General features: G+C 72.4%; 19 protein-coding genes. 13 read left to right on the top strand and 6 right to left on the bottom strand.

From position 1 onward, the window contains the following. Window positions 1–2: 2 nt before the first annotated feature. From DEJ19_RS17570 to DEJ19_RS17550, 5 genes are read right to left on the bottom strand one after another with little or no spacing between them, the layout of a single operon-like run. Window positions 3–839 carry a class II fructose-bisphosphate aldolase gene (locus DEJ19_RS17570; protein ID WP_111232596.1) on the bottom strand — a complete coding sequence of 279 codons (837 nt, stop codon included), beginning with the start codon at window positions 837–839 and terminating at the stop codon, window positions 3–5. Beyond that, entirely contained in the window at window positions 836–1,864 is a 1,029-nt protein-coding gene (locus DEJ19_RS17565) for a 1-phosphofructokinase family hexose kinase (protein ID WP_111232597.1), read from the bottom strand. Before DEJ19_RS17565 ends, DEJ19_RS17570 begins: the two co-directional genes overlap by 4 nt. Next, window positions 1,861–2,979 carry an N-acetylglucosamine-6-phosphate deacetylase gene (nagA, locus tag DEJ19_RS17560; protein WP_111232598.1) on the bottom strand — a complete coding sequence of 373 codons (1,119 nt, stop codon included), beginning with the start codon at window positions 2,977–2,979 and terminating at the stop codon, window positions 1,861–1,863. Before nagA ends, DEJ19_RS17565 begins: the two co-directional genes overlap by 4 nt. Further along, entirely contained in the window at window positions 2,976–3,887 is a 912-nt protein-coding gene (locus tag DEJ19_RS17555) for an ROK family protein (protein ID WP_111232599.1), read from the bottom strand. The genes nagA and DEJ19_RS17555 overlap by 4 nt, the downstream gene beginning before the upstream one ends. Then, window positions 3,887–4,765: an SIS domain-containing protein gene (locus DEJ19_RS17550; protein ID WP_111232600.1), complete on the bottom strand. Its 879-nt coding sequence runs from the start codon at window positions 4,763–4,765 to the stop codon at window positions 3,887–3,889. The genes DEJ19_RS17555 and DEJ19_RS17550 overlap by 1 nt, the downstream gene beginning before the upstream one ends. 133 nt (window positions 4,766–4,898) lie before the next feature. On the opposite strand from DEJ19_RS17550, the gene DEJ19_RS17545 reads away from it, so the two are divergent. The 13 genes from DEJ19_RS17545 to DEJ19_RS17485 all read left to right on the top strand — a co-directional run bounded on the left by DEJ19_RS17545 (window position 4,899) and on the right by DEJ19_RS17485 (window position 19,372). Next, window positions 4,899–5,687: a DeoR/GlpR family DNA-binding transcription regulator gene (locus tag DEJ19_RS17545; protein ID WP_027466817.1), complete on the top strand. Its 789-nt coding sequence runs from the start codon at window positions 4,899–4,901 to the stop codon at window positions 5,685–5,687. 147 nt (window positions 5,688–5,834) lie between these two features. Continuing rightward, on the top strand, window positions 5,835–7,076 hold the full coding sequence (locus tag DEJ19_RS17540; RefSeq protein ID WP_111099631.1) for a Gfo/Idh/MocA family protein: 1,242 nt from the start codon (window positions 5,835–5,837) through the stop codon (window positions 7,074–7,076). 23 nt (window positions 7,077–7,099) lie between these two features. Then, window positions 7,100–8,425 carry an ABC transporter substrate-binding protein gene (locus DEJ19_RS17535; protein WP_111232601.1) on the top strand — a complete coding sequence of 442 codons (1,326 nt, stop codon included), beginning with the start codon at window positions 7,100–7,102 and terminating at the stop codon, window positions 8,423–8,425. A 9-nt stretch (window positions 8,426–8,434) separates the two neighbouring features. After that, window positions 8,435–9,412, top strand: a complete 978-nt coding sequence (locus tag DEJ19_RS17530) for a carbohydrate ABC transporter permease (protein WP_111232602.1) — start codon at window positions 8,435–8,437, stop codon at window positions 9,410–9,412. Next, a complete protein-coding gene (locus DEJ19_RS17525) occupies window positions 9,409–10,269 on the top strand; it encodes a carbohydrate ABC transporter permease (protein ID WP_181433258.1) in 861 nt (286 codons plus the stop codon). The genes DEJ19_RS17530 and DEJ19_RS17525 overlap by 4 nt, the downstream gene beginning before the upstream one ends. Beyond that, a complete protein-coding gene (locus tag DEJ19_RS17520) occupies window positions 10,266–11,039 on the top strand; it encodes a hypothetical protein (protein WP_111099628.1) in 774 nt (257 codons plus the stop codon). The genes DEJ19_RS17525 and DEJ19_RS17520 overlap by 4 nt, the downstream gene beginning before the upstream one ends. Window positions 11,040–11,073: 34 nt before the next feature. Next, the gene (locus DEJ19_RS17515) at window positions 11,074–11,268 is read left to right on the top strand and encodes a hypothetical protein (protein WP_017887924.1); all 195 of its coding nucleotides are present in this window, start codon (window positions 11,074–11,076) and stop codon (window positions 11,266–11,268) included. 55 nt (window positions 11,269–11,323) lie between these two features. Continuing rightward, entirely contained in the window at window positions 11,324–13,009 is a 1,686-nt protein-coding gene (locus tag DEJ19_RS17510; RefSeq protein WP_111232603.1) for a bifunctional 3'-5' exonuclease/DNA polymerase, read from the top strand. A 43-nt stretch (window positions 13,010–13,052) separates the two neighbouring features. Continuing rightward, window positions 13,053–13,871, top strand: coding sequence for a phosphatase PAP2 family protein (locus tag DEJ19_RS17505; RefSeq protein WP_111232604.1), 819 nt, complete (start codon window positions 13,053–13,055; stop codon window positions 13,869–13,871). A gap of 128 nt (window positions 13,872–13,999) precedes the next feature. Further along, on the top strand, window positions 14,000–15,631 hold the full coding sequence (locus DEJ19_RS17500) for a serine/threonine-protein kinase (RefSeq protein WP_111232605.1): 1,632 nt from the start codon (window positions 14,000–14,002) through the stop codon (window positions 15,629–15,631). A gap of 46 nt (window positions 15,632–15,677) precedes the next feature. Beyond that, entirely contained in the window at window positions 15,678–18,830 is a 3,153-nt protein-coding gene (locus DEJ19_RS17495; RefSeq protein ID WP_258377344.1) for a GH92 family glycosyl hydrolase, read from the top strand. 34 nt (window positions 18,831–18,864) lie between these two features. Next, a complete protein-coding gene (locus DEJ19_RS17490) occupies window positions 18,865–19,095 on the top strand; it encodes a hypothetical protein (RefSeq protein ID WP_017887929.1) in 231 nt (76 codons plus the stop codon). Between the two features lie 64 nt (window positions 19,096–19,159). After that, window positions 19,160–19,372 carry a hypothetical protein gene (locus DEJ19_RS17485; protein ID WP_139179591.1) on the top strand — a complete coding sequence of 71 codons (213 nt, stop codon included), beginning with the start codon at window positions 19,160–19,162 and terminating at the stop codon, window positions 19,370–19,372. A 110-nt stretch (window positions 19,373–19,482) separates the two neighbouring features. Here the strand turns inward: DEJ19_RS17485 and DEJ19_RS17480 are convergent, their stop codons facing one another. Further along, a complete protein-coding gene (locus DEJ19_RS17480; RefSeq protein WP_111232607.1) occupies window positions 19,483–20,010 on the bottom strand; it encodes a GNAT family N-acetyltransferase in 528 nt (175 codons plus the stop codon). Window positions 20,011–20,019 lie beyond the last annotated feature (9 nt).

Here is a 20,019-nt window from a genome sequence, read left to right as displayed (position 1 = left end):
CGTCAGGCGTGCAGGAGCGTCAGCAGCCGTGCCGTCTCGGTGGCGATGGCGTCCCGGCCCGCCGACACGTACTTGCGCGGGTCGACGACGTCCGGCCGCTCATCGAGCACGGTACGGAGCGCACGGGTGAACAGGCCGTTCAGGTGCGTCGAGATGTTGATCTTCGTCATCCCCGCGTGCACGGCGCCGCGGAGTTCGTCGTCGGACAGGCCCGAGGACCCGTGCAGCACGAGAGGCACCGGCACCGCGGCACGGAGGCGCTCGACCAGGTCACGGTCCACCGACGCCTCGCGGGTCTGCATCGCGTGCGAGGTCCCCACCGCGACCGCCAGGGCATCGACCCCGGTGTCGGCCACGAACGCGGCGGCGTCGGTCGGATCGGTGCGGACGCCGGGCGCGTGCACACCGTCCTTGCCGCCGACCTCGCCGAGCTCGGCCTCGATCGCGACGCCCGCGGCGTGACACCGGGCAGCGAGTTCGCGGGTCACTGCCACGTTGGCGGCGAAGTCCAGGTGTGAGCCGTCGTACATGACCGAGTCGACGCCCAGGTCGACGCCGGCCGCCACCAGCTCCGGGTCCTCGATGTGATCGAGGTGCACGAGGACCTCGACGTCGGCGGCACGAGCGACCGCCTGGGTCGCGGTCGTGATCGGTGCGAGGCCGCCGTGGTACCGGACGCAGTTCTCGCTGATCTGCAGGATCACCGGCAGACCGGCCAGCTCGGCGCCGGAGACGATCGCCTCGGCGTGCTCGAGCAGCACCACGTTGAACGCACCGACCCCGCGGCGTGCCGTGCGGGCGGTGTCGAGCAGGCCGGTGAGGGCGAGGTCGGTGATCATGCGGGGGTCCTCGTTCGGTCGTGGGCGGGAGCGGGCGGGGTGGACAGGAAGCGGTCGACGTCTGCCGGGTCGACCACGCCGGCCACCGGCTGGAGGACGGCGGCGGCCCCGTGTGCAGCGGCGGAGCGGAGGGCTCGGAACAGGGTGGCGTCGTCGGGGGCCGGGACGCTGCCGTCGGGCGCGGAGAGGCCAGCACCGACGAGGACATCGACCAGGACACCGACGAGTCCGGCGGTGGCTGCGTCGCCGGCGCCGGTGGGGTTACCCGAGACCCCGGGGACCGCCGGCACCTCGAGCACGTGCTCGGTGGTGTGGGCGGCGATGCCGTCGGAGCCGCGAGAGACCACGACGACCGTCGCGCCGAGTCCGAGGAGCCGGAGTGCCCCCGAGCGCTCGTCGTCCGTGCCCGTGGCCTCGAGCAGTTCCTCGCGGTTTGGCTTGCAGACCGTCGCCCCGGCCGACGCGGCAGCCAGCAGCGCGGTGCCCGAGCAGTCGACCACGGAGAGCGCACCGCGGCGGCGGGCGGTGGTGACCCAGCGGGCGACGACCGTGGGGTCGGTGTCGCGGGGCAGTGAGCCCGACACGACCAGGGCCGCGGCGGCCGGGGCGCCGGCGGCACCGCGGGTGCCGCCGGCGACGCCGTCGTCGAGCAGTTGCTCGACCGCGCTGGTGACGGTGTCCCACTCGTCGGGGCTGAGCACGGGCCCGGGCTCGCCGAACATCGTCGGGTGCGCGAGGTCGTCCACCACCGTCACGGTCGTGCGGGTCTCGCCACGGACAGCGACGTCGGTGTGGACGAGCCCGAGGTCGTCGAGGGCATGGGCGATCCAGTGCCCGCCGTCGCCGCCGAGGGGCAGCACGGCGTGGGTCGGGACACCGGTGGCTGCGAGGACCCGTCCGACGTTCAAGCCCTTGCCGCCGGGGCGCCGCTGGACCTCGAGCACGCGCTGGGTCTCGCCGATGCGCTGTTCGGCGACGCGGTAGGTCACGTCGACGGCCGGGTTCGGGGTGACGACGAGGATCATGCGGCGACCGCCGTCGGCAGGGCTCGGACGCTGCCGCGCTCCGGGTCGAGCACGACCAGGTCGGCGGGGGCGCCCACGCTGAGCGGTGCCGGTGCCCCGAGCAGCCGTGCCGCGCGCGCCGCGGACGCCGCGACGACCTCGGGCAGGTCGGTCCCCGCGTCGAGCAGGCGGCGGACGGCGTCGGCGACCGTGATCGTGCTGCCCGCCAGCGACGAACCGTCGGCGAGCACGGCGAGCCCGTCGCGGACGGTCACCGCCGATCCGGCCACCGTGTACGCCCCGTCGGGGCAGCCCGTCGCCGCCATGGCGTCGGAGACCAGGACCATCCGGCCCGGAGCACTGCGCTGCACGAGCGTGACCGTCACGGGGTCGAGGTGGTGGCCGTCGACGATGCACTCGAGCAGCACGCGGTCGTCGGTGAGCGCGACCCCGACCGGCCCGGGCGCGCGGTGGTGCAGCGGTGGCATCCCGTTGAACAGGTGGGTGACGAGCGAGGCACCGGCGTCGACCGCGCGGCGGGTCTGCTCGGCGGTGGCGGCGGTGTGGCCGATGGCGACGACGACCCCGGCTTCGACGAAGCGGGCGACGGCGTCGAGTGCACCCGGAAGCTCCGGCGCGAGCGTGACGATCCGCAGGGCGCCACCCGCGGCGTCGCAGTAGGCGTCGACCTCGGCGGGGTCCGGGGCGTGCAGCAGGTCGACGCGGTGCGCCCCGCGACGAGCGGGCGCGAGCCACGGCCCCTCCAGGTGCAGCCCGGCGAGCGTGCCGTCCGCGACGAGCGGCTGGAGCCGGCTGAGGGCCGCCACGGTGTCCGTGCGCTCTCCCGTGGCGATGGACCCGACCAGGGTGGTCGTGCCCCGCGACCGGTGGTGCCCGGCGGCGGCACGGGCGTCCTCGGCGGAGCAGCTGGCGAAGTCGTGCCCGAGCGCCCCGTGGGCGTGCAGGTCGAAGAACCCGGGCACGACCGCACCGTCGACGGTGACGGCGGTGTCCGTGCGCATCGGGGACCCGGTGCCGGTCGCCAGAACGGTGTCGTCGTCACCGATGACGAGCCAGCCGTCGTGCAGGTCTGCCTGGGCCGTGACGATGCGATGGGCCCGGACGAGGGTGGTCACAGCAGGACCCCGGTCTCGGTCTCGAGCAGCGCGCGTGCGAGGATCCCCGCTCCGATGGCGCCGGCTGCGTCGCCGTGCCGGGCGGGGACGACGACGGGGACACGGACGCCCTGCAGGCGCTCCGTGACGGCGTCGCGCAGCGGGTCGAGCAGCAGCGGCCCCGACTCGGCGAGTCCCCCGCCGACGATGATGGTGTGGACCCCGGCGACCGCGGTCGTCCAGGCGAGCGCGTCGGCCAGGACCGCGACGCAGTCGTCCCAGACCGCACGGGCTGCGGGGTCGCCCTGGCGGACCAGGAGCATGGCGGCGTGAGCGGACGGCGCGCCGGAACGACGTGCGACTCCCCCGGCGGACGCGATCTCCTCGACGCGGTGGCCCGCGTGCGGACCGGTCTGGATGCGGACCTGCCCGATCTCCCCCGCCCAGCCACCGCCGGACACGACGACGCCGTCGACCACCAGGGCGCTCGCGAGCCCGGTGCCGACCGGCACGAACGAGACCGACCCCCGCGAGAGCGCCGGGTCACCGGCCCGGACCTCGGCCAGGGCGCCGGCGCGGACGTCGTGGCCGAAGGCGAGCGGCACGTCGATCCCGTGACGCAGGAGCTCGGCACGGACGAGGTCACGCACCGGGACGTCGCGCCACCCGAGGTTGACGGACACGTCCACGGTGCCGCGGGTCTCGTCGACGACGCCGGGGGTCACCACCCCGATGGCTCCGAGCGGCGCCCGTCGGGTGGCCTGTGCGGCCAGTTCGGCGACGACGGCGGCGAGGCGCTCGGCGCCCGGGTCGTCGCGCGGCGTCGGTACCCGAGTCTCGTCGAGGACGAGTCCGTCGGCCGTCGTCAGCCGGGTCTTGATGCCCGTGCCGCCGACGTCGACCCCGAGCACCGCGCCTGCGCCACCCATCAGGTGAGGATGACCGACCGGGTGAGCGACCGGGGGTTGTCCGGGTCGAGCCCGCGTCCCTCGGCCAGGGCGACGGCGAACCGGTGCACCACGACGAGTCCGGCGATCGGGTCGAGGTCGTGCTGGACGAAGCGGGCGCCGGTGGTGGCGACCTCGTCGGCCAGGCCCTCGGGTGCCGTGCCGAGCGACCAGACGAGCCGGCCGGGCTGGGCGATCGCGATGGGACCGTGCCGGTAGTCCATCGCCGGGTAGGACTCAGCCCAGAACTGCGCGGCCTCACGCGTCTTGAGCGCGGCTTCGAACGTCAGGCCGACTGCGGCCCCACGACCGACGAACGAGACCTGCTCGGCGTCGAGCAGGTCGTCGATCGGCACCGTCAGCGCGGTCTCGGCCTGGGCTGCGAGCGCGTCGACGTCGTCACCGATGGACGCCCGCAGCAGTGCGAGCGTCGTGGTGGCGAAGCGGGTCTGGACGACCGAGCGCTCGTCGGCGAAGGGCAGGGCGACCACCTGGTCGGCGACGGCCGCGGCAGGGCTGTCGGCGACGGCCGTGATCAGGACGGTCCGCTGCGACGGCAGGGCCTGCAGCAGGTCGACGATCTCGGTCGTCGTGCCCGAGCGGCTGATCATGAGCACGCGGTCGTACTCGCGGGACGCGGGGTACTCCGACCCGGCGAAGGCATCGGTCACGCCGAGGCCCGCCTGCTCACGGGCGACGGCGTAGCTCATGGCGATGAACCAGCTCGTGCCGCAGCCGATCACGGCCACGCGTTCGCCCGGCTGGGGCAGCGCGTCGGCGAAGGTCGGCAGGAGCGCGGCGGCTGCACGCCAGGTCTCCGGCTGCGAGGCCAGTTCAGCGCTCACGAAGGTGTCGGTCATGGGAGCCTTCCGGGTCCGGATCGATCCGGGTGATCGATGATCAGGAAGCGTAGCGAGCGATCGTGCGCAAGGGAAGGGGAAAACGTCATTTCCGATCATCGGACGTCGGTGGTGACGCCGTAGGATGACCGTCATGACCCCCCAACAGCGGCTGAACGCCCTGCTCGAACTGGTGAGCGAACGCGGCAACGTGTCGATCGCCGAGATCGGGGAGCTGCTCGGGATCTCCGCCGCGACGGCTCGCCGCGACCTCGCGACCCTCGCCGACCAGCGGCTCGTCACGCGCACGCACGGGGGAGCGGCAGCACTCGGGGCCGGGTACGAGCTCCCGCTGCAGTACAAGATCGCCCGGCAGGCCGAGGCGAAGACGGCGATCGCCCGCGCGGCCGCCCGGTTGGTGCAGCCGGGGGAGACCGTCGGGCTCAACGGCGGGACGACCACGACCGAGGTCGCGCGTGAACTCGGCAAGAGCGAGCGGTTCATCCGCGCCGACGGCGAGTTCGGCATCACGATCGTGACGAACGCCCTGAACGTCGGGTACGAGCTGTCCGTCCGCGCCAACGTGAAGATCGTGGTCACCGGTGGTGTGGCGCGGCGGCAGTCCTACGAGCTCGTCGGGCCGCTCGTCCGGGACACGCTCGACGAGTTCGCCCTCGACCTCGTGGTGCTCGGCGTCGACGGTCTCACCGGCCAGTACGGCGCGACCACCATGCACGAGGGCGAGGCCGAGGTCAGCCGCCACTTCGCCTCGGTCGGACGACGCGTCGTCGTGGTCGCCGACTCGACCAAGATCGAACGGTCGACCTTCGCCCGGATCTGCCCGCTCGACCGCATCGACGTCCTGGTCACCGACCAGCCGGTGCCGGCCTCGTTCGCTGCTGACCTGGCCAGCGCCGGCGTGGAGCTCGTCGTCGCCGACTGAGCACCCCCTGCGGCCACCCCGGAGCGGTCCGGACGTTTCGATCGTGTAAAACCCTCTCCGGCACGGATGCGTGAGCGATCCGTGAGCGCCTATTGTGCATTCATGATCGATTCGGCATCATGGGCGTCACATTCACGCAAGGGAGCGATGAGCATGGGCGCTGACAACGCAGGACTCCGCGTCGCGGTGATCGGGATGGGCCAGCGGTCCGCCATCGCCCGCCACGTGGCCGAGGCAACCGCGGACGAACCGTCGCTGCAGGCCCGGGTCGTGGCCGTCGCGGACGTGACCGCGGCCGGCCGGGACCGCGGGCACGACGAGTACCCGGACGCCCTGGTGGTGGAACACCACCGTGACCTCACCGGTCACGTCGACGCGGCCATCGTCACCACGCCGGACTGGACCCACGCCGAGATCGCGATCGACCTGCTCCGCGCGGGCATCGCCGTCTACCTCGAGAAGCCGCTGGCCATCACGGTCGAGGACGCCGACGCCGTCCTGAACACCGCGGCGGAGACCGGGACGCCGCTGTACGTCGGGCACAACTTCCGGCACGCCGCCGTCGTCCGCCTGATGCGCGAGATCGTCGACCGCGGCGAGATCGGTCAGGTCAAGGCCGTCTGGTGCCGGCACTTCGTCGGCAACGGCGGTGACTACTACTTCAAGGACTGGCACGCCGACCGCAGCAAGGTGAACTCCCTGCTCCTGCAGAAGGCGAGCCACGACCTCGACGTCATCCACGCGCTCGGCGGGGGCGACACCGCCCGGGTCGTCGGGATGGGCTCGCTGTCGGTCTACGGCGACGTCACCGACCGGCGCGACCGCAGCGGCGAGCTCATGGGGGACTGGTTCTCCCACGACAACTGGCCGCCGCTCGCCCAGACCGGGCTGAACCCCGTCGTCGACGTCGAGGACGTCTCGATGGTGATGATGACGCTCGACAACGGGGTGCAGGCCAGCTACGAGCAGTGCCACTTCACCCCGGACTACTGGCGGAACTACACCGTCATCGGCACCGAGGGACGCCTCGAGAACATCGGCGACACCGGTGGTGGCGTCGTGAAGGTCTGGACGCACCGCCGGGGCTGGGACACCGCGGGGGACCGCGAGTACCCGATCGACGGCGTCGAGGACGGGCATGCCGACGCCGACCTGCTCACCATGACCGAGTTCCTGCGGTCCGTCGCGTTCGGCGAACCGTCGGAGCTGTCCCCGATCGCGGCCCGTGCCGCGGTCGCCGCGGGCGCGCTGGCCACGCGCTCGCTCCGCAACGGGTCCGTCCCCATCGACGTCCCGCCCCTGCCGGCCGAGACCATCGCGCACTTCACGTCGAACGCCCCGCACTCCACCCCCTCCACCCCGCATCCCGCCCAGACCGTCGGCTCCTGACGGCCGTGCGAAAGGACACCCCGATGACCGCACACATCCCCACCCGAGGAACCGGCGTGCGCCGCGTCCTCCTCGGCGCCGTCGCCGCACTCGGCGCGGCAGCACTCCTGGCCGGCTGCTCCTCGTCGTCCGGCGCGTCCGGCTCCGGCGGCGACTACGAGGCCGCGCCGAAGGACACCAAGGCGTCCCTGACCTACGCCGTCTGGGACGAGAACCAGGTCAAGGCCATCAAGGCCAACCTGAAGGGCTTCAACGAGGAGTACCCGGACATCAAGGTCAGCGTCGACGTCACGCCGTACGCCAACTACTGGACGAAGCTGCAGACCCAGGGTTCGAGCAACACCCTGCCCGACCTGTTCTGGATGAACGGCCCGAACTTCCAGCTGTACGCGGCCAACGGCAAGCTCGCGCCGATCACCGGCGAGGTCGAGTCGGGTGACATCGACGCGTCGAAGTACTCGAGCGCACTCAACGACCTGTACACGTACGACGACACCCAGTACGGCGTGCCGAAGGACTTCGACACCATCGGCGTCTGGGTCAACAAGTCGCTGTTCGAGCAGGCCGGCATGGACCTGCCGTCCAAGGACTGGACGTGGGACGACTTCCAGCAGACCGGCGCCGAGCTGTCCGAGAAGCTGAAGGCGAAGGGCGCCTACGGGGCAGCCGGCGGCATGGACGGCCAGACGACGTACTACAACACCATCCTGCAGGCCGGGGGATCGGTCGTGAACGCGGACGGCACCGAGTCCGAGTACGCCACGAAGGCCTCCGAGGACGGCCTGCAGTTCTGGACCGACCTGATCGACTCGGGGGCATCGCCCTCGATCAAGCAGCTCACCGACACCACGGCCGACCAGTGGTTCACCTCGGGCAAGCTCGCGATGTACCAGGGCGGCAGCTGGTTCCGCTCCGCGCTGACCGGCACCGAGATGGAGAAGGACGTCGTCGCCTACCCGCTGCCGAAGGGCAAGGAGCAGGCGACCGTCATCCACGGCGTCTCGAACGTCGTGTCCGAGGCGAGCAAGGACAAGGCCGCCGCTCAGGCGCTGCAGGTCTACCTCGCGGGTAAGACGGCCCAGCAGCAGCAGGGCGACATGGGCGCGGTCATCCCGGCGTACGAGGGCACGCAGAGCGCCTTCACGAAGACGATGCCCGACGCCGACCTGCAGGTGTTCCTCGACGCGGTGGACTACGCGAAGCCGCTGCCGGTGTCGAAGAACACCGCGGCCTGGAACACCCTCGAGACCACCCTGCTGCCGAGTGCCTTCGACGGATCGAAGCCCGTCGACCAGGTGGCAGAGGACCTCGCACAGAAGATGGACGCCGCCCTCGCCAAGGAAAAGTAGGACCCGCGCGTGACGATCAACACCGAGCGGCCCCCGGCCGCAGCCACCCCCGCCCGGACGACACGTTCGTCCGGGCGGGGTGCCCCCGCTCCGCGAGCCGACGGCGGCCGAGCGCCACGACGGACCGACGGCTGGTGGCCGTGGCTCTTCGTGCTCCCGTTGCTCGTCGGCGTCGGCACCTTCTACATCTGGCCGATCATCCAGACGTTCTGGTACTCGTTCACCAGCTGGGGCGTCTTCGGGGGCGCCACGTTCACCGGCGTCGCCAACTACGTCCGGCTCGTCGGTGACCCGCAGCTCTACCAGTCGCTGCTCAACACGGTGATCTACACCGTGATCGTCCTCGCCGGGATCCCGATCGCGGTGTGGCTCGCCAGTCTGCTGAACACCCCGGGGCTGCGGCTCGCCCAGTTCTACCGGGTGCTCTTCTTCCTGCCGTACGTCGCCATGCCCGCGGCGATCGCCCTGGTCTGGCGCATCATGTACAACGGCGACTACGGCATCGTGAACTGGTTCCTCGGGAACTTCGGCATCGACGGCCCGTACTGGATCTCGACCCCCGGCTTCGCGCTGATCGCGGTGAGCCTGGTCGGCCTCTGGTCCTCCCTCGGGTTCTCGATGATCATCCTCGGCGCCGGGCTCAAGGACATCCCGCCGGAGCTCTACGAGGCCGCGGAGCTCGACGGCGCGAGCCGGTGGCGGCAGTTCCGCTCGGTGACCGTGCCGTTGCTCAGCCCGAGCATCTTCTTCGTGGTGATCGTCACGACGATCTCGAGCTTCCAGCTGTTCGACCTGCTGTACGCGATCCTCGGCAGCACCAACCCGGTGATCCCGAAGACGATGTCGCTCGTCTTCTACTTCTACAGCGCCGGGTTCATCGACAACGACAAGGGCTTCGCGGCCGCGATCGCGATGGTGATCTTCCTGCTCATCGGCATCGTCACGCTCGTGCAGTTCCGCGTCCAACGGAAGTGGGTGCAGGGATGACCGCCACCGTCACACCGCCTCGGACCGCGCGTCGGCCCGGCCGTCGCGGCGGCAGCCACTGGTGGATTCACGTCGTGCTCGGCATCGGCGGGTTTGCGATGGCCTTCCCGTTCCTGTGGCAGATCATCATGTCGCTGTCGACGAACGCGCAGGTGCAGTCCGTCACGCCGGTCTTCTGGCCGGGGGAGCTGCAGTGGCAGAACTACGCGCAGGTGTTCGAACGCCTGCCGTTCCTCAGCCAGCTCGGCACGTCGGTGTACGTCACGATCATCCGCACGATCGCGCAGATCGTCCTGTGCACGCTCGCCGGGTACGCCTTCGCCCGGATGCGGTTCCGCGGCCGGGCGGCACTGCTCGCGATCGTGCTGTCGATCCTGCTCGTGCCCTCGCAGGTCTACCTGATCTCGCAGTACCAGATCGTGCAGGGGCTCGGCTGGCTCGACACCCTGATGGGGATCGTCGCACCCGGGCTGTTCAGCGCCTTCGGCACGTTCCTGATGCGGACCGCGTTCCTGAACATGCCGCCCGAGCTGGAAGAGGCAGCGCGGATGGACGGCGCGAACCCGTTCCAGACGTTCTGGCGGATCATGCTGCCCCTGGCCCGTCCCTCGATCAGCGTGCTCGCGATCACGACCGTGCTGTGGTCGTGGAACGAGCTGCTCTGGCCGCTCGTGGTCTCCACCCGCGCCGAGGACATGCCGCTCGCCGCCGGCCTCGCGACGCTGTCGAGTGACCGCACGATCGACTACCCGGTGCTGATGGCCGCCAGCCTGATGGCGATGGCACCGGTGCTCATCATGTTCGTCGTGCTGCAGCGTCGGGTGATGGACGGGCTCGCGTCGTCCGGTCTGAAGTGACCACCGCGACCCCCGGCCTGGAGGCCCGCCCCGCGTCCGTCGCGGTCCTCGCCGCCGCCGTGGGGTCACCGGACGACTCCGCGACGGTGGCGGCCGCACTGGCCGCCACCGTCGCCGACGCCGGGCCCGCGGAGCGGGACGCGCTGTTGGTGGCGGCGCTCCGCGCCGCGGTGCCGGACAGCGCCGACGCGCTCGCGGAGCGGGGCCTCCCGCGCGCGCTCGCCGAGGCCTCCGTCGCCGACGTCGACCGCAAGCTCGCACGCTACGGACTGCACGGCACCGGGGTGGAGTGGCTCGTCGCCGTGGTGACCGGGCGCGTGGTGGCCGTGGGGCGCCTCCAGTTCGAACTCGGCGACCACCTGGCGGACGGCACGCTGGCCTGGGGCGTGCACGTGCCGGAGACCGGGCCGCTCGACCCGGTGGCCTGCGACCGCTCGTTCGCCCGCGCACCCGAGGTCCTGCGCGGCCTCGCACCGCAGCTCGCTGCCGACCGGTGGCAGTGCCGCTCCTGGATGCTCGACCCGGGACTGCCCGCCGCGCTCGGTCCCGATGCCAACCTCGTGCGCTTCGCCCGGCGCTTCCGTCTCGTCCCCCCGGGGGCGCACGACGCGACCGAGGGGGACGCCAGCGTCGCGAAGTTCGTCTTCGGGGTGCCGCTGGCGACCGCACGGTCCGCGGCGCCGTCCGGTCGGTTGCGCGCGGCCGTGCTCGACCGGTGGGCGAGCGGTGGGTACTGGACCGAGCGGACCGGCACGGCGCCGGTCGCGTGACCGCCCGCAGCCGCGGCCGCGTACCGTGCACGGCATGACGAAGCCCGACCACGACCACCTCGACGACGGCGTCGACATGACGTTCGAGGAACGCCGACAGGACACGTTCCGTCGCATGTCCGGATCTGACGAGCACGACGCCGACCCGCGGGTCGAGGTCTCCCGTGCCGAGGACGGCGACGTCCGCATCGACGTCGCCGACACCGCGGCGGTCCGACCCGGCGAGTGACACCCGTTCCGGGCCCTGGTCCGCCGGGGTCGGTGGGGCACGGCATGATCGTGTCGTGCACCTCGTCCTCCGCCGCGTCGACGGCGGCGTCCTCGCGACGCCCCTGACCGACGCGGGGGCCGCCGGGGGCGAGCCGATCCGCCTGGACGAGCCGGGCCTCCCGGCCTTCGTCGCGGCCCACGACGCACCGGGCGTGCGCTGGGTGTGGGACGACACCGCCCGCTGGTACCCGGCCGTGCTCGCTGCAGGCGGTCGGGTCGGTCGCTGCGTCGACCTGCGCCTCGGCCGTCGTGTCCTGCGGGCCGCGCTGGCGGCGCGGGGATCCGCGCTCGCGGCCGCGCCGGCCGACGCCCTGGACGCCCCGGTCGCGGAAGCCCGCGTGGTCCGGCCGACGCAGGCCCAGCTCTTCGACGACGCCCTGTTCACCGCCGCCGCGCCCGACGACGAGGTCGACCCGGTGGCGGAGTTCCGGGCGCAGCTCTCTGCGGTGGCGGGGTCGAGCGCTCCCGGTGCGCTCCGCCTGCTGCTCACCGCGGAGTCGGCCGGTGCGCTCGTGGCGGCCGAGATGCTGCACGCCGGGCTGCCGTGGCGTGCCGACGTGCACGAACGGCTGCTCGAGGACGCCCTCGGGCCGCGCGTGCCCTACGGGGTGCGGCCGCGACGCCTCGAGGAGATCGCCGCCGTCGTGCGCGAGCGCCTCGACGACCCCGGTCTCAACCCGGACTCACCCGCCGACGTCCTGAAGTCGCTGCGCCGGGCCGGCCTGATGGTCACGAGCACGCGGAAGTGGGAGCTGCAGGAGATCGAGCACCCCGTCATCGAGCCGCTGCTCGAGTACAAGCGCCTGGCGCGACTGCTCACCGCCAACGGCTGGACCTGGCTCGACGACTGGATCCGCGACGGACGGTTCCACCCGAAGTACGTCGTCGGCGGTGTCGTCACCGGCCGTTGGGCGGCCGACGGCGGGGGAGCGATGCAGTTGCCGAAGGGCATCCGCGGGGCCGTCATCGCCGACCCCGGGTGGAAGCTCGTCGTCGCGGACGCCGCGCAGCTGGAGCCCCGGGTGCTCGCCGCGATGTCCGGCGACCGGGCGATGGCCGCGGCCGGCGACGGGCGCGACCTGTACGACGGCGTGGTGGCCTCGGGTGCGGTCGAGACCCGGCAGCAGGCGAAGGTGGCGATGCTCGGTGCGATGTACGGGGCGACCCAGGGCGAGGGCGGTCGGCTCGTGCCGCGCCTGGTCCGGGCGTTCCCGCAGGCGCTCGACATGGTGGAACGGGCGGCCCGTGCGGGGGAGCGCGGCGAACCCGTGACGACGCTGCTCGGGCGGACGTCACCGGTGCCCGAGGACTCGTGGTTCGAGGCCCGGAACCAGGCCTACACGGTCGAGGGGACCCCGGCGATGCAGCGTGCGGTCGAGTCCCGCGCCCGGAGCTGGGGGCGGTTCACCCGGAACTTCGTGGTGCAGGGGACCGCGGCCGAGTGGGCACTCGCGTGGATGGGTTCCCTGCGGTCGCGGTTGCTCGCGCGGTTCCCCGGCGCCGTGACGGAGGGGCCGCACCTGGTGTTCTTCGTGCACGACGAGATCGTGGTGCACGCCCCGGCGGAGCACGCGGAGTGGGTGGCGCAGCAGATCCGGGAGGCCGCCGTCGATGCCGGACGGCTGTTGTTCCAGGACTTCCCGGTGACGTTCCCGCTGTCGGTCGGGGTGGTGGGGGCGTACTCGGAGGCGAAGGACTGAGGCGGCCGGGACGGCTCCCGGCGGCTTCGGGCAGTGTGGACGGATGCACACCGAACACGGGGACGCCGCCGACCGCACCGTCGGCGAAGTCGACCTGACCCGTTGGCGCTCCCGTGCCGGCCGCAGCGTCGCCGGTGCGTGGACCGCGCTCGGCAAGCGCTTCGGCGCCATGCCCGTCCTGCTGCTGACCCTCGCCGTGGGCCTGGGCGTCGCCGTCCTCGCGACGTGGATCGCCTCCGAGGTCTACGACGCCGTCCGGGAAGCCGACGACGTCGCGGTGCTCGACCGACCCGTCCTCGACTGGGCGCTCACACTCCGATCACCCACGGCGGACACGCTCGTCACCTGGTGGACCGACATCGCGGGCACGATCGGGATGCCGATCGTCGCGCTCGGGTTCCTGGTCGGCTTCACGATCCAGCGCCGTGCGTGGACGCCACTGGTGCTCCTGGTCGCAGCGAGCGGTGGTTCGTTGCTCATGACGATCGCGGGCAAGGACCTCATCGGCCGTGCCCGTCCACCGCTGTCCGACGCGGTGCCGCCGTACGAAACGTCGCCGTCGTTCCCGTCGGGGCACACGCTCAACTCCACGGTGATCGTGGGCACCATCGTGTACCTCCTGCTCCTGCGGCAGTCGCGCGTCGTCACCCGGGTGTGGACGATCGTCGTGGGCACCCTGTTCGTGCTGTCGGTGGGGGCGTCGCGGGTGTTCCTCGGGCACCACTGGCTGACCGACGTGCTGGCGGCGTGGGCGCTCGGACTCGCCTGGCTCGCCCTCGTGATCACGGCGCACCGGTTGTACCTGACGGCGCTCCACCACGGTGCCGAGCCCGCGCCGGACGTCGACCGCATCACTTCGTGAGCAGAAGACGTCGGGTTGCTCGCCCGCACCCGACATCTTCTGCTCACGAAGTCGCAAAGCCCCCCGCCGCCCGGGCCCGCCCCCCGAACGGCAGAGCGCCGTCAGCCGCGACCGGTAGGTTGCCGGGCATGGAAGAACGGGTCTTCGGCGGCAGGTACCGCGTCACGGGCACGCTCGGACACGGTGGCATGGCGTCCGTGTACCGGGCGGTCGACGAGCAACTCGGTCGCGAGGTCGCGGTCAAGGTGTTCCGCATCGGCCCCGTCGACCGCGGTGAGCGCGCCCGCGCCGAGGCGGAGATCCAGACCCTCGCGACGCTGCGCGCCCCCGAGCTCGTCACGCTCTACGACGCCGCACTCGACGACGTCGACGGCGACTCGTACCTCGTCATGGAACTCGTGCCGGGCAGTGACCTGGCGACCCGTCTGCGCGAGGGTCCGCTCGACCCCGCGACCGCTGCCCGCCTGGGTGCCCAGGTCGCCGACGGCCTGGCCGCCGTGCACGCGCAGGGGATCGTCCACCGTGACGTGAAGCCCGCGAACGTCCTGCTCGAGAGCGACGGCCGGCACGTCAAGCTCGCCGACTTCGGGATCGCCCTGCTCCGTGACGCCTCACGCGTGACGGGGACGGGGACCGTGATGGGGACGGCCGCGTACCTTGCCCCGGAGCAGGTCCTGGCGAAGGAGATCACCGGCAAGGCCGACGTCTACTCACTCGGGCTCGTGCTGCTCGAGTGCATGACCGGCCGCCAGCCGTTCCCGGGCAGCGCGGTCGAGTCGGCCACCGCCCGGCTCACCCGTTCGCCCGAGATCGACCGGCAGCTGCCCACGGCCTGGCGCACCCTGCTGCACGTGATGACCGCGCAGGACCCGGCGGAGCGACCGACGGCTGCCGAGGCGGCCGAGCGCCTGCGTGCGCTGGGCCGCGACGAGCCGACGAACGCCACGCAGCTGCTGCCCGGCACGCCCGGTGCGGTGACGTCCGCGGCCGCCGGTGCGGCTGGTGCCGCGGTCGGCGCCGGCGCCGCCGCAGCGGCGGCGAACGCCGACGACCGGACGCAGGCGATGCCGGCGAGCGAACTGCCGAACGGCGGCGCGGGTCCGGGGGACGACGCCACCCGCGTCCTCGACACCCAGCGTCCGAACCCCGCCGACGACGTCTCGACGACCGTGCTCGGCGCCCAGGCGAACGGCCGTGGCACATCGGGCCCGAGCGGGCCGACCCCGCCGCCGGTCACGCCCCGCCCGGTCCGGGGCGACCAGCCGGAGGACCAGCCGGAGAAGAAGAAGCGCGGACCGCTCATCGCCGCGATCATCGTGATCGTCCTGGTGCTCATCGGCATCGGGGTCGCGGTGTTCGCCCTCAACGGCGACGACGACGGCACCCCGGCCCCGACGGACACCACGTCGACCGCGCCGACCGAGCAGCAGCCGTCCGAGGACCCGGGCGAGGAACAGCAGCCGAGCGAACCCGCCGAGCAGCAGCCCTCGCAGGAGCAGCAGCAGCCGTCGCAGCCCGCCGAGGAACCGAGCGAGCAGCCGAGCGAACCGATCGAGCCGGAGCAGCCCACGCAGGACCCGCCCGTCGGTCCGGAGCCGAGCACCCCGGCCTCGAACCCGGTGCAGGAGCCGCAGGACGGCGCGGGCGCGGCCGACACCGGCGCGGTCGACACCGGCGCGGTCGACACCGGCGCGGTCGACACCACGTCGGACACCGCCCCCGGCAAGTCCGGCAGCGCACCGGGACACAACAAGGACTGACACGCCGGGGTTTTCGTCCAGTCCCTGGAGCAAATAGGCTCGTTCCGTGCGAGAACTGCAACGGAGCGGTGGCCCGACGACGGCCGTGGCCGCTCGGAACGGTGTCGGCTTCGTTTCTGCAGAGGCCTGGCTCGTCGAACGACCAGCGGGAGCGTCCGTGGCCGAGGCGATCGTCCCCGGTTTCACCGGACGCACCATCGCCATCGGCGACGAGCTCTCCTGGGTCTGGTTCCCCGAACGGACACTGCCCGAGGGGGCGTCGGAACCGACGGAAGCAGACCTGCCGCACTTCTGGGACGCCACGGCCTTCGCCGTCGACGTCGTCTTCACCGACGGCTCGCGACTACGCAACGATGCCGCGGTCCGCGACCAGTACGGCGATGCGATCACCCCGGATGCACAGGACGCGGCCCGCAAGCAGTGGGTGGACCAGTGGAACCGCCGCGCGGTCGACCTCACGCCGTTCACGGGGCTGGTCGTCGACCGCCTGGAGGCCCGGCTCGGCTCCGACGCACCGGCTGCGGCCGCCGACGGCGAACGTCCCGCACTGCGCGGCTGGCTCGACGCCGTCCGGATCGGTCCCGCGCGTCCGACCCCGACGACCCCGCTCGGCCACGTCCGGACGACCCGTGGCACCCAGGCGTCCTCCCGGTTCTCCCGCGGCAACAACGCCCCGCTCGTCGGCGTCCCGCACGGCGGGGTGTTCGGCCTGCCGATGACGGACGCCTCGAGCAACCGCTGGCCGTACGCGTACCAGGAGCACGACCGGCTCGACGACCAGGGGCGGCTCCGCCCGGCGATCCAGGCCTTCGCGACGAGTCACATCCCGTCGCCGTGGATGGGCGACCGCGGGGTGTTCCAGGTGATGCCGTCGCCACTCGACACCCCCGACGTCGACCGGTCCGCTCGCGCGCTCGGGTTCGACCACGAGGACGAGCAGGACGGCCCGCACCGCTACCGGGTCGCCCTCGAGCACGGTGTGACGGCCGAGCTGACCGCGGGGGAGTTCGCCCTCGGGTTCCGGTTCACCGGCACCCGCAGCGTCGTGCTCGACCACCACGGCCGGGTGTCCGACGTCTCCGTGACGATCACCGACGGCACCGCCGTGGTCGAGGCGCTCCTGGACGACCGCCCCGGCACCCCGCCGCACCACGTGCACCTGCGGGTCGCTGGGGTCACAGCCGACCACACGACGGTCGGCGAGCACGAGCTGCGCGGCTGGCTGTCCGTGGGGGAGGCTAGCCACACGGCCGGCCCGGTCGACGTCCTGCTCGGCATCTCGACCGTCTCGATCGAGGACGCCCGCGCGAATCTCGACGACGCCGGCTCGTTCGACGCCATGCGGTCCCGTGCCGAGGCGCTGTGGACCGAGAAGCTCGCGACGCTGTCCTTCGACGGTGCGACCCCCGACCAGCTGACGAGCCTGTACTCCGGCCTGTACCGGCTGTTCCTCTACCCGAACCGCGCCGGGGAGACCGCCCTGACCGGCACCCCGAGGCACCGCTCCCCGTACGGCGACGTGCTGGCGGAGCCGATCCGCGACGAGCCCGGGCCGGAGATCGTCGAAGGCCCGTTCACCACCACGAACGGCTTCTGGGACACCTACCGCACGGCCTGGCCGCTCCTCGGACTCCTGACCCCCGAGACCGCGGGCGAGCTCGCGCAGGGCTTCGTCGAGCACCACCACGACGGCGGGTGGACGCCCCGCTGGAGTGCCCCCGGCGCCGAGGACTGCATGACCGGCACCACGAGCGACACCGTCTTCGCCGACCTCGCGGTGAAGGGCGTGCGCGGCTTCGACCTGGCCGAGGCGTACCGGAGCGCGGTGCGGAACGCGACCGTCCCGCCGCGTGACGAGCGCGTCGGACGCAAGGGGAGCCTCCCGGGCGCCTTCCGCGGCCACGTCGACACGGCGACCCACGAGGGGATGTCGTGGACCCTGGACGCGGCCATCAACGACTGGGGTCTGGCCGTCATGGCGGGCCTGCTCGCGTCACGGGCGCGGACGCCCGCCGACCTGTCCCGTTACGAGGCCGAGGCCGAGTGGTTCGCCCGCCGGTCCCTGCAGTACCGGCACGTCTTCGACTCCGAGCGCGGGTTCTTCATCGGCCGCGACCCGGACGGCTCGTGGCGGGTCGGCACCGAGTTCGACCCGCGCGACTGGGGCGACGACTACACGGAGACGAACGCGTGGGGCACCGCGTTCACGGCGCCGCACGACGGCGCCGGCGTCGTCGACCTGCACGGCGGGCCGGAGCGCTTCGACGCCGCTCTCGACGCGTTCTTCGCGACCCCCGAGACCGGCGCGCTGGCGCGGTCCGGCTCGTACGGGTTCCCGATCCACGAGATGACCGAGGCCCGCGACGTCCGGATGGGCATGCTCGGGCTGTCGAACCAGCCGGCGCACCACATCCCCTTCTTCCCGATGTTCACCGGGCGGCACGACGACGCGCACCGCATCGTCCGCGAATCGCTCGAGCGGCTGTTCGTCGGGTCCGACCTCGGCCAGGGCTACCCGGGTGACGAGGACAACGGTGAGATGAGCGCCTGGTACGTCTTCGCGACCATCGGCCTGTACCCGCTGGCGCCGTCGAGCGGCACCTACGTACTCGTGCCGCCGTCGGTCCGCAGGACGGTGCTGCGACAGCCTGGAGGCGCGGCCACGGTCATCGAGATCGCCGCGGGCTCCGCAGGTTCGTACGTGGCGTCGGTGACGGTCGACGGCTCGCCCTGGACCTCGGTCACCATCCCGCACAGCGTGGTCGTGGCCGCGTCGCGGATCGAGTTCACGCTGTCCGACGAACCGCAGGGATGGGCGTCGGACACCCGCCCCGTCTCGGCCTCCGACGTGCACGGCTACCGGGACGCTCCGGTGGACGTCCTGCCCGTCGGCGCGTCGGCGCTCACCGACGACACCGGCCGCACCGTCACGGCGCTCGCCGCGGGGGAGTCCGTGTCCTTCGACGTGTCGTGCCCCGCCGCCTCGTTGTACACCGTGACGGTGGCATCGCCGGGGTCCTACTCGTGGCAGGTCGGCCTCGACGACGCCGTCACGGCGGTCGACGGCGCCGAGTTCTCGTGGGCCGGCCAGACCCGGGTGTTCCGGATCCTCGGCGGCGGTTCGTCGTTCACGTTCACCGCCGGCACCGACCTGACGCTGACGCAGCTCGAGCTCATCGCGGCCGACGGACAGCGTTGACCCGGCGTTCACCGAGCGGGAGCATGCTCGCCCCATGTCGATGAGCGCACCGTTCGATCCCGAACAGCAGGGCCGGTCCATCCCCGTGGACGGCAGTGACGAGTCCGAGCTCGAGATGGAGGAGGACCGCGGCGCCGACGTCGGCGACGACTCCGCCGACCCGAGCGTCTCGCCCGTCAGTCACCACGACGAGGACGAGGCCGGCGGCGGCCCGGTGTTCCGACGTCCGCACGCCGGTGAGCGGCTCCACCCGGACGACCTCTGACCGTTCCGGGGGTCCTCCGGGGTTTCTTGGGCGATTGCCAAGCGGCTCGGGCATGCTCGTGCGCATGTCGATCGCGAACTCGTGGGACCCGTCCGGTGGCCGTGCAATCCCGGAGGACCAGGTCCGTCAGGACGGGCTCGAACTCGACGAGGACCCGGCGATGCTGGGGATCTCGTTCGACGTCGTGGGCGGCGCCTCCGCCGACCCCGCCGGGGTGTCCCCGGTCGACGTGAACGTGCCGACGCCGAGGTCTGCTGGTTCCGCCTCCGACGACTAGCGCGCCTGGTCGAATCGGGCGTACCTGGTCGAATCGGGCATACCTGGTCGGATCTTTTCACCAGGTACGCCCGAAAGCACCTTGCATCGCAGGCGTTCTGGGAAGGAACCTCAGCGCGCGGAAGGGTCGGAGACCCGGTACTTGAACCCGACGTGCGAGCCGGTGAAGCCGAGGCGCTCGTAGAACCGGTGCGCATCGGTCCGTGCAGCGTCGGACGTGAGCTGCACGAGCGGGGTCCCGAGGGCCGGTGCCGCCACGTCGGTCACCCAGCGCATCAGCGCGGTCCCGATGCCGCCGGAGCGCCGAGCACGGCTGACCCGCACCGCCTCGACGAGCAGTCGGGTGGCACCACGACGAGCCATCCCGGGGATCCGGGTGAGTTGCAGCGTCCCGACGAGCCGTCCGTCGGCGTCCTCGGCGACGAGCAGCGCGTTCGCCGGGTCGTCCGCGATCGACCGGAGTGCCTCGGCGTACTGGGGGCGGTCCTCCGATGCGGCGACGTCACCGCGCGCGGCGCTGATCGGGTCGTCGGACAACAGCGCCATGAGTGCGTCGAGGTCCGCTTCCGTAGCGTCCCGCAGCGTCAGTTCGCCGGAGCGTGTGGTCAGGCGGACGGGCAGGGCGAGGTCGTGGAGCACGACCCCACC

It is taken from the genome of Curtobacterium sp. MCSS17_016 (assembly GCF_003234255.2).
GTDB lineage: Bacteria > Actinomycetota > Actinomycetes > Actinomycetales > Microbacteriaceae > Curtobacterium > Curtobacterium flaccumfaciens.
Note: the sequence above shows the minus strand (reverse complement) of the source record. Positions and strands in the feature narration are given on the sequence as shown.

Bases quoted from the DNA above. Each gene is read 5' to 3' on its own strand.
- DEJ19_RS17570 (WP_111232596.1), bottom strand. From the start codon at position 839: ATGATCACCGACCTCGCCCTCACCGGCCTGCTCGACACCGCCCGCACG.
- DEJ19_RS17565 (WP_111232597.1), bottom strand. From the start codon at position 1,864: ATGATCCTCGTCGTCACCCCGAACCCGGCCGTCGACGTGACCTACCGC.
- DEJ19_RS17555 (WP_111232599.1), bottom strand. From the start codon at position 3,887: ATGGGTGGCGCAGGCGCGGTGCTCGGGGTCGACGTCGGCGGCACGGGC.
- DEJ19_RS17550 (WP_111232600.1), bottom strand. From the start codon at position 4,765: ATGACCGACACCTTCGTGAGCGCTGAACTGGCCTCGCAGCCGGAGACC.
- DEJ19_RS17545 (WP_027466817.1), top strand. From the start codon at position 4,899: ATGACCCCCCAACAGCGGCTGAACGCCCTGCTCGAACTGGTGAGCGAA.
- DEJ19_RS17540 (WP_111099631.1), top strand. From the start codon at position 5,835: ATGAGCATGGGCGCTGACAACGCAGGACTCCGCGTCGCGGTGATCGGG.
- DEJ19_RS17535 (WP_111232601.1), top strand. From the start codon at position 7,100: ATGACCGCACACATCCCCACCCGAGGAACCGGCGTGCGCCGCGTCCTC.
- DEJ19_RS17525 (WP_181433258.1), top strand. From the start codon at position 9,409: ATGACCGCCACCGTCACACCGCCTCGGACCGCGCGTCGGCCCGGCCGT.
- DEJ19_RS17515 (WP_017887924.1), top strand. From the start codon at position 11,074: ATGACGAAGCCCGACCACGACCACCTCGACGACGGCGTCGACATGACG.
- DEJ19_RS17505 (WP_111232604.1), top strand. From the start codon at position 13,053: ATGCACACCGAACACGGGGACGCCGCCGACCGCACCGTCGGCGAAGTC.
- DEJ19_RS17500 (WP_111232605.1), top strand. From the start codon at position 14,000: ATGGAAGAACGGGTCTTCGGCGGCAGGTACCGCGTCACGGGCACGCTC.
- DEJ19_RS17490 (WP_017887929.1), top strand. From the start codon at position 18,865: ATGTCGATGAGCGCACCGTTCGATCCCGAACAGCAGGGCCGGTCCATC.
- DEJ19_RS17485 (WP_139179591.1), top strand. From the start codon at position 19,160: ATGTCGATCGCGAACTCGTGGGACCCGTCCGGTGGCCGTGCAATCCCG.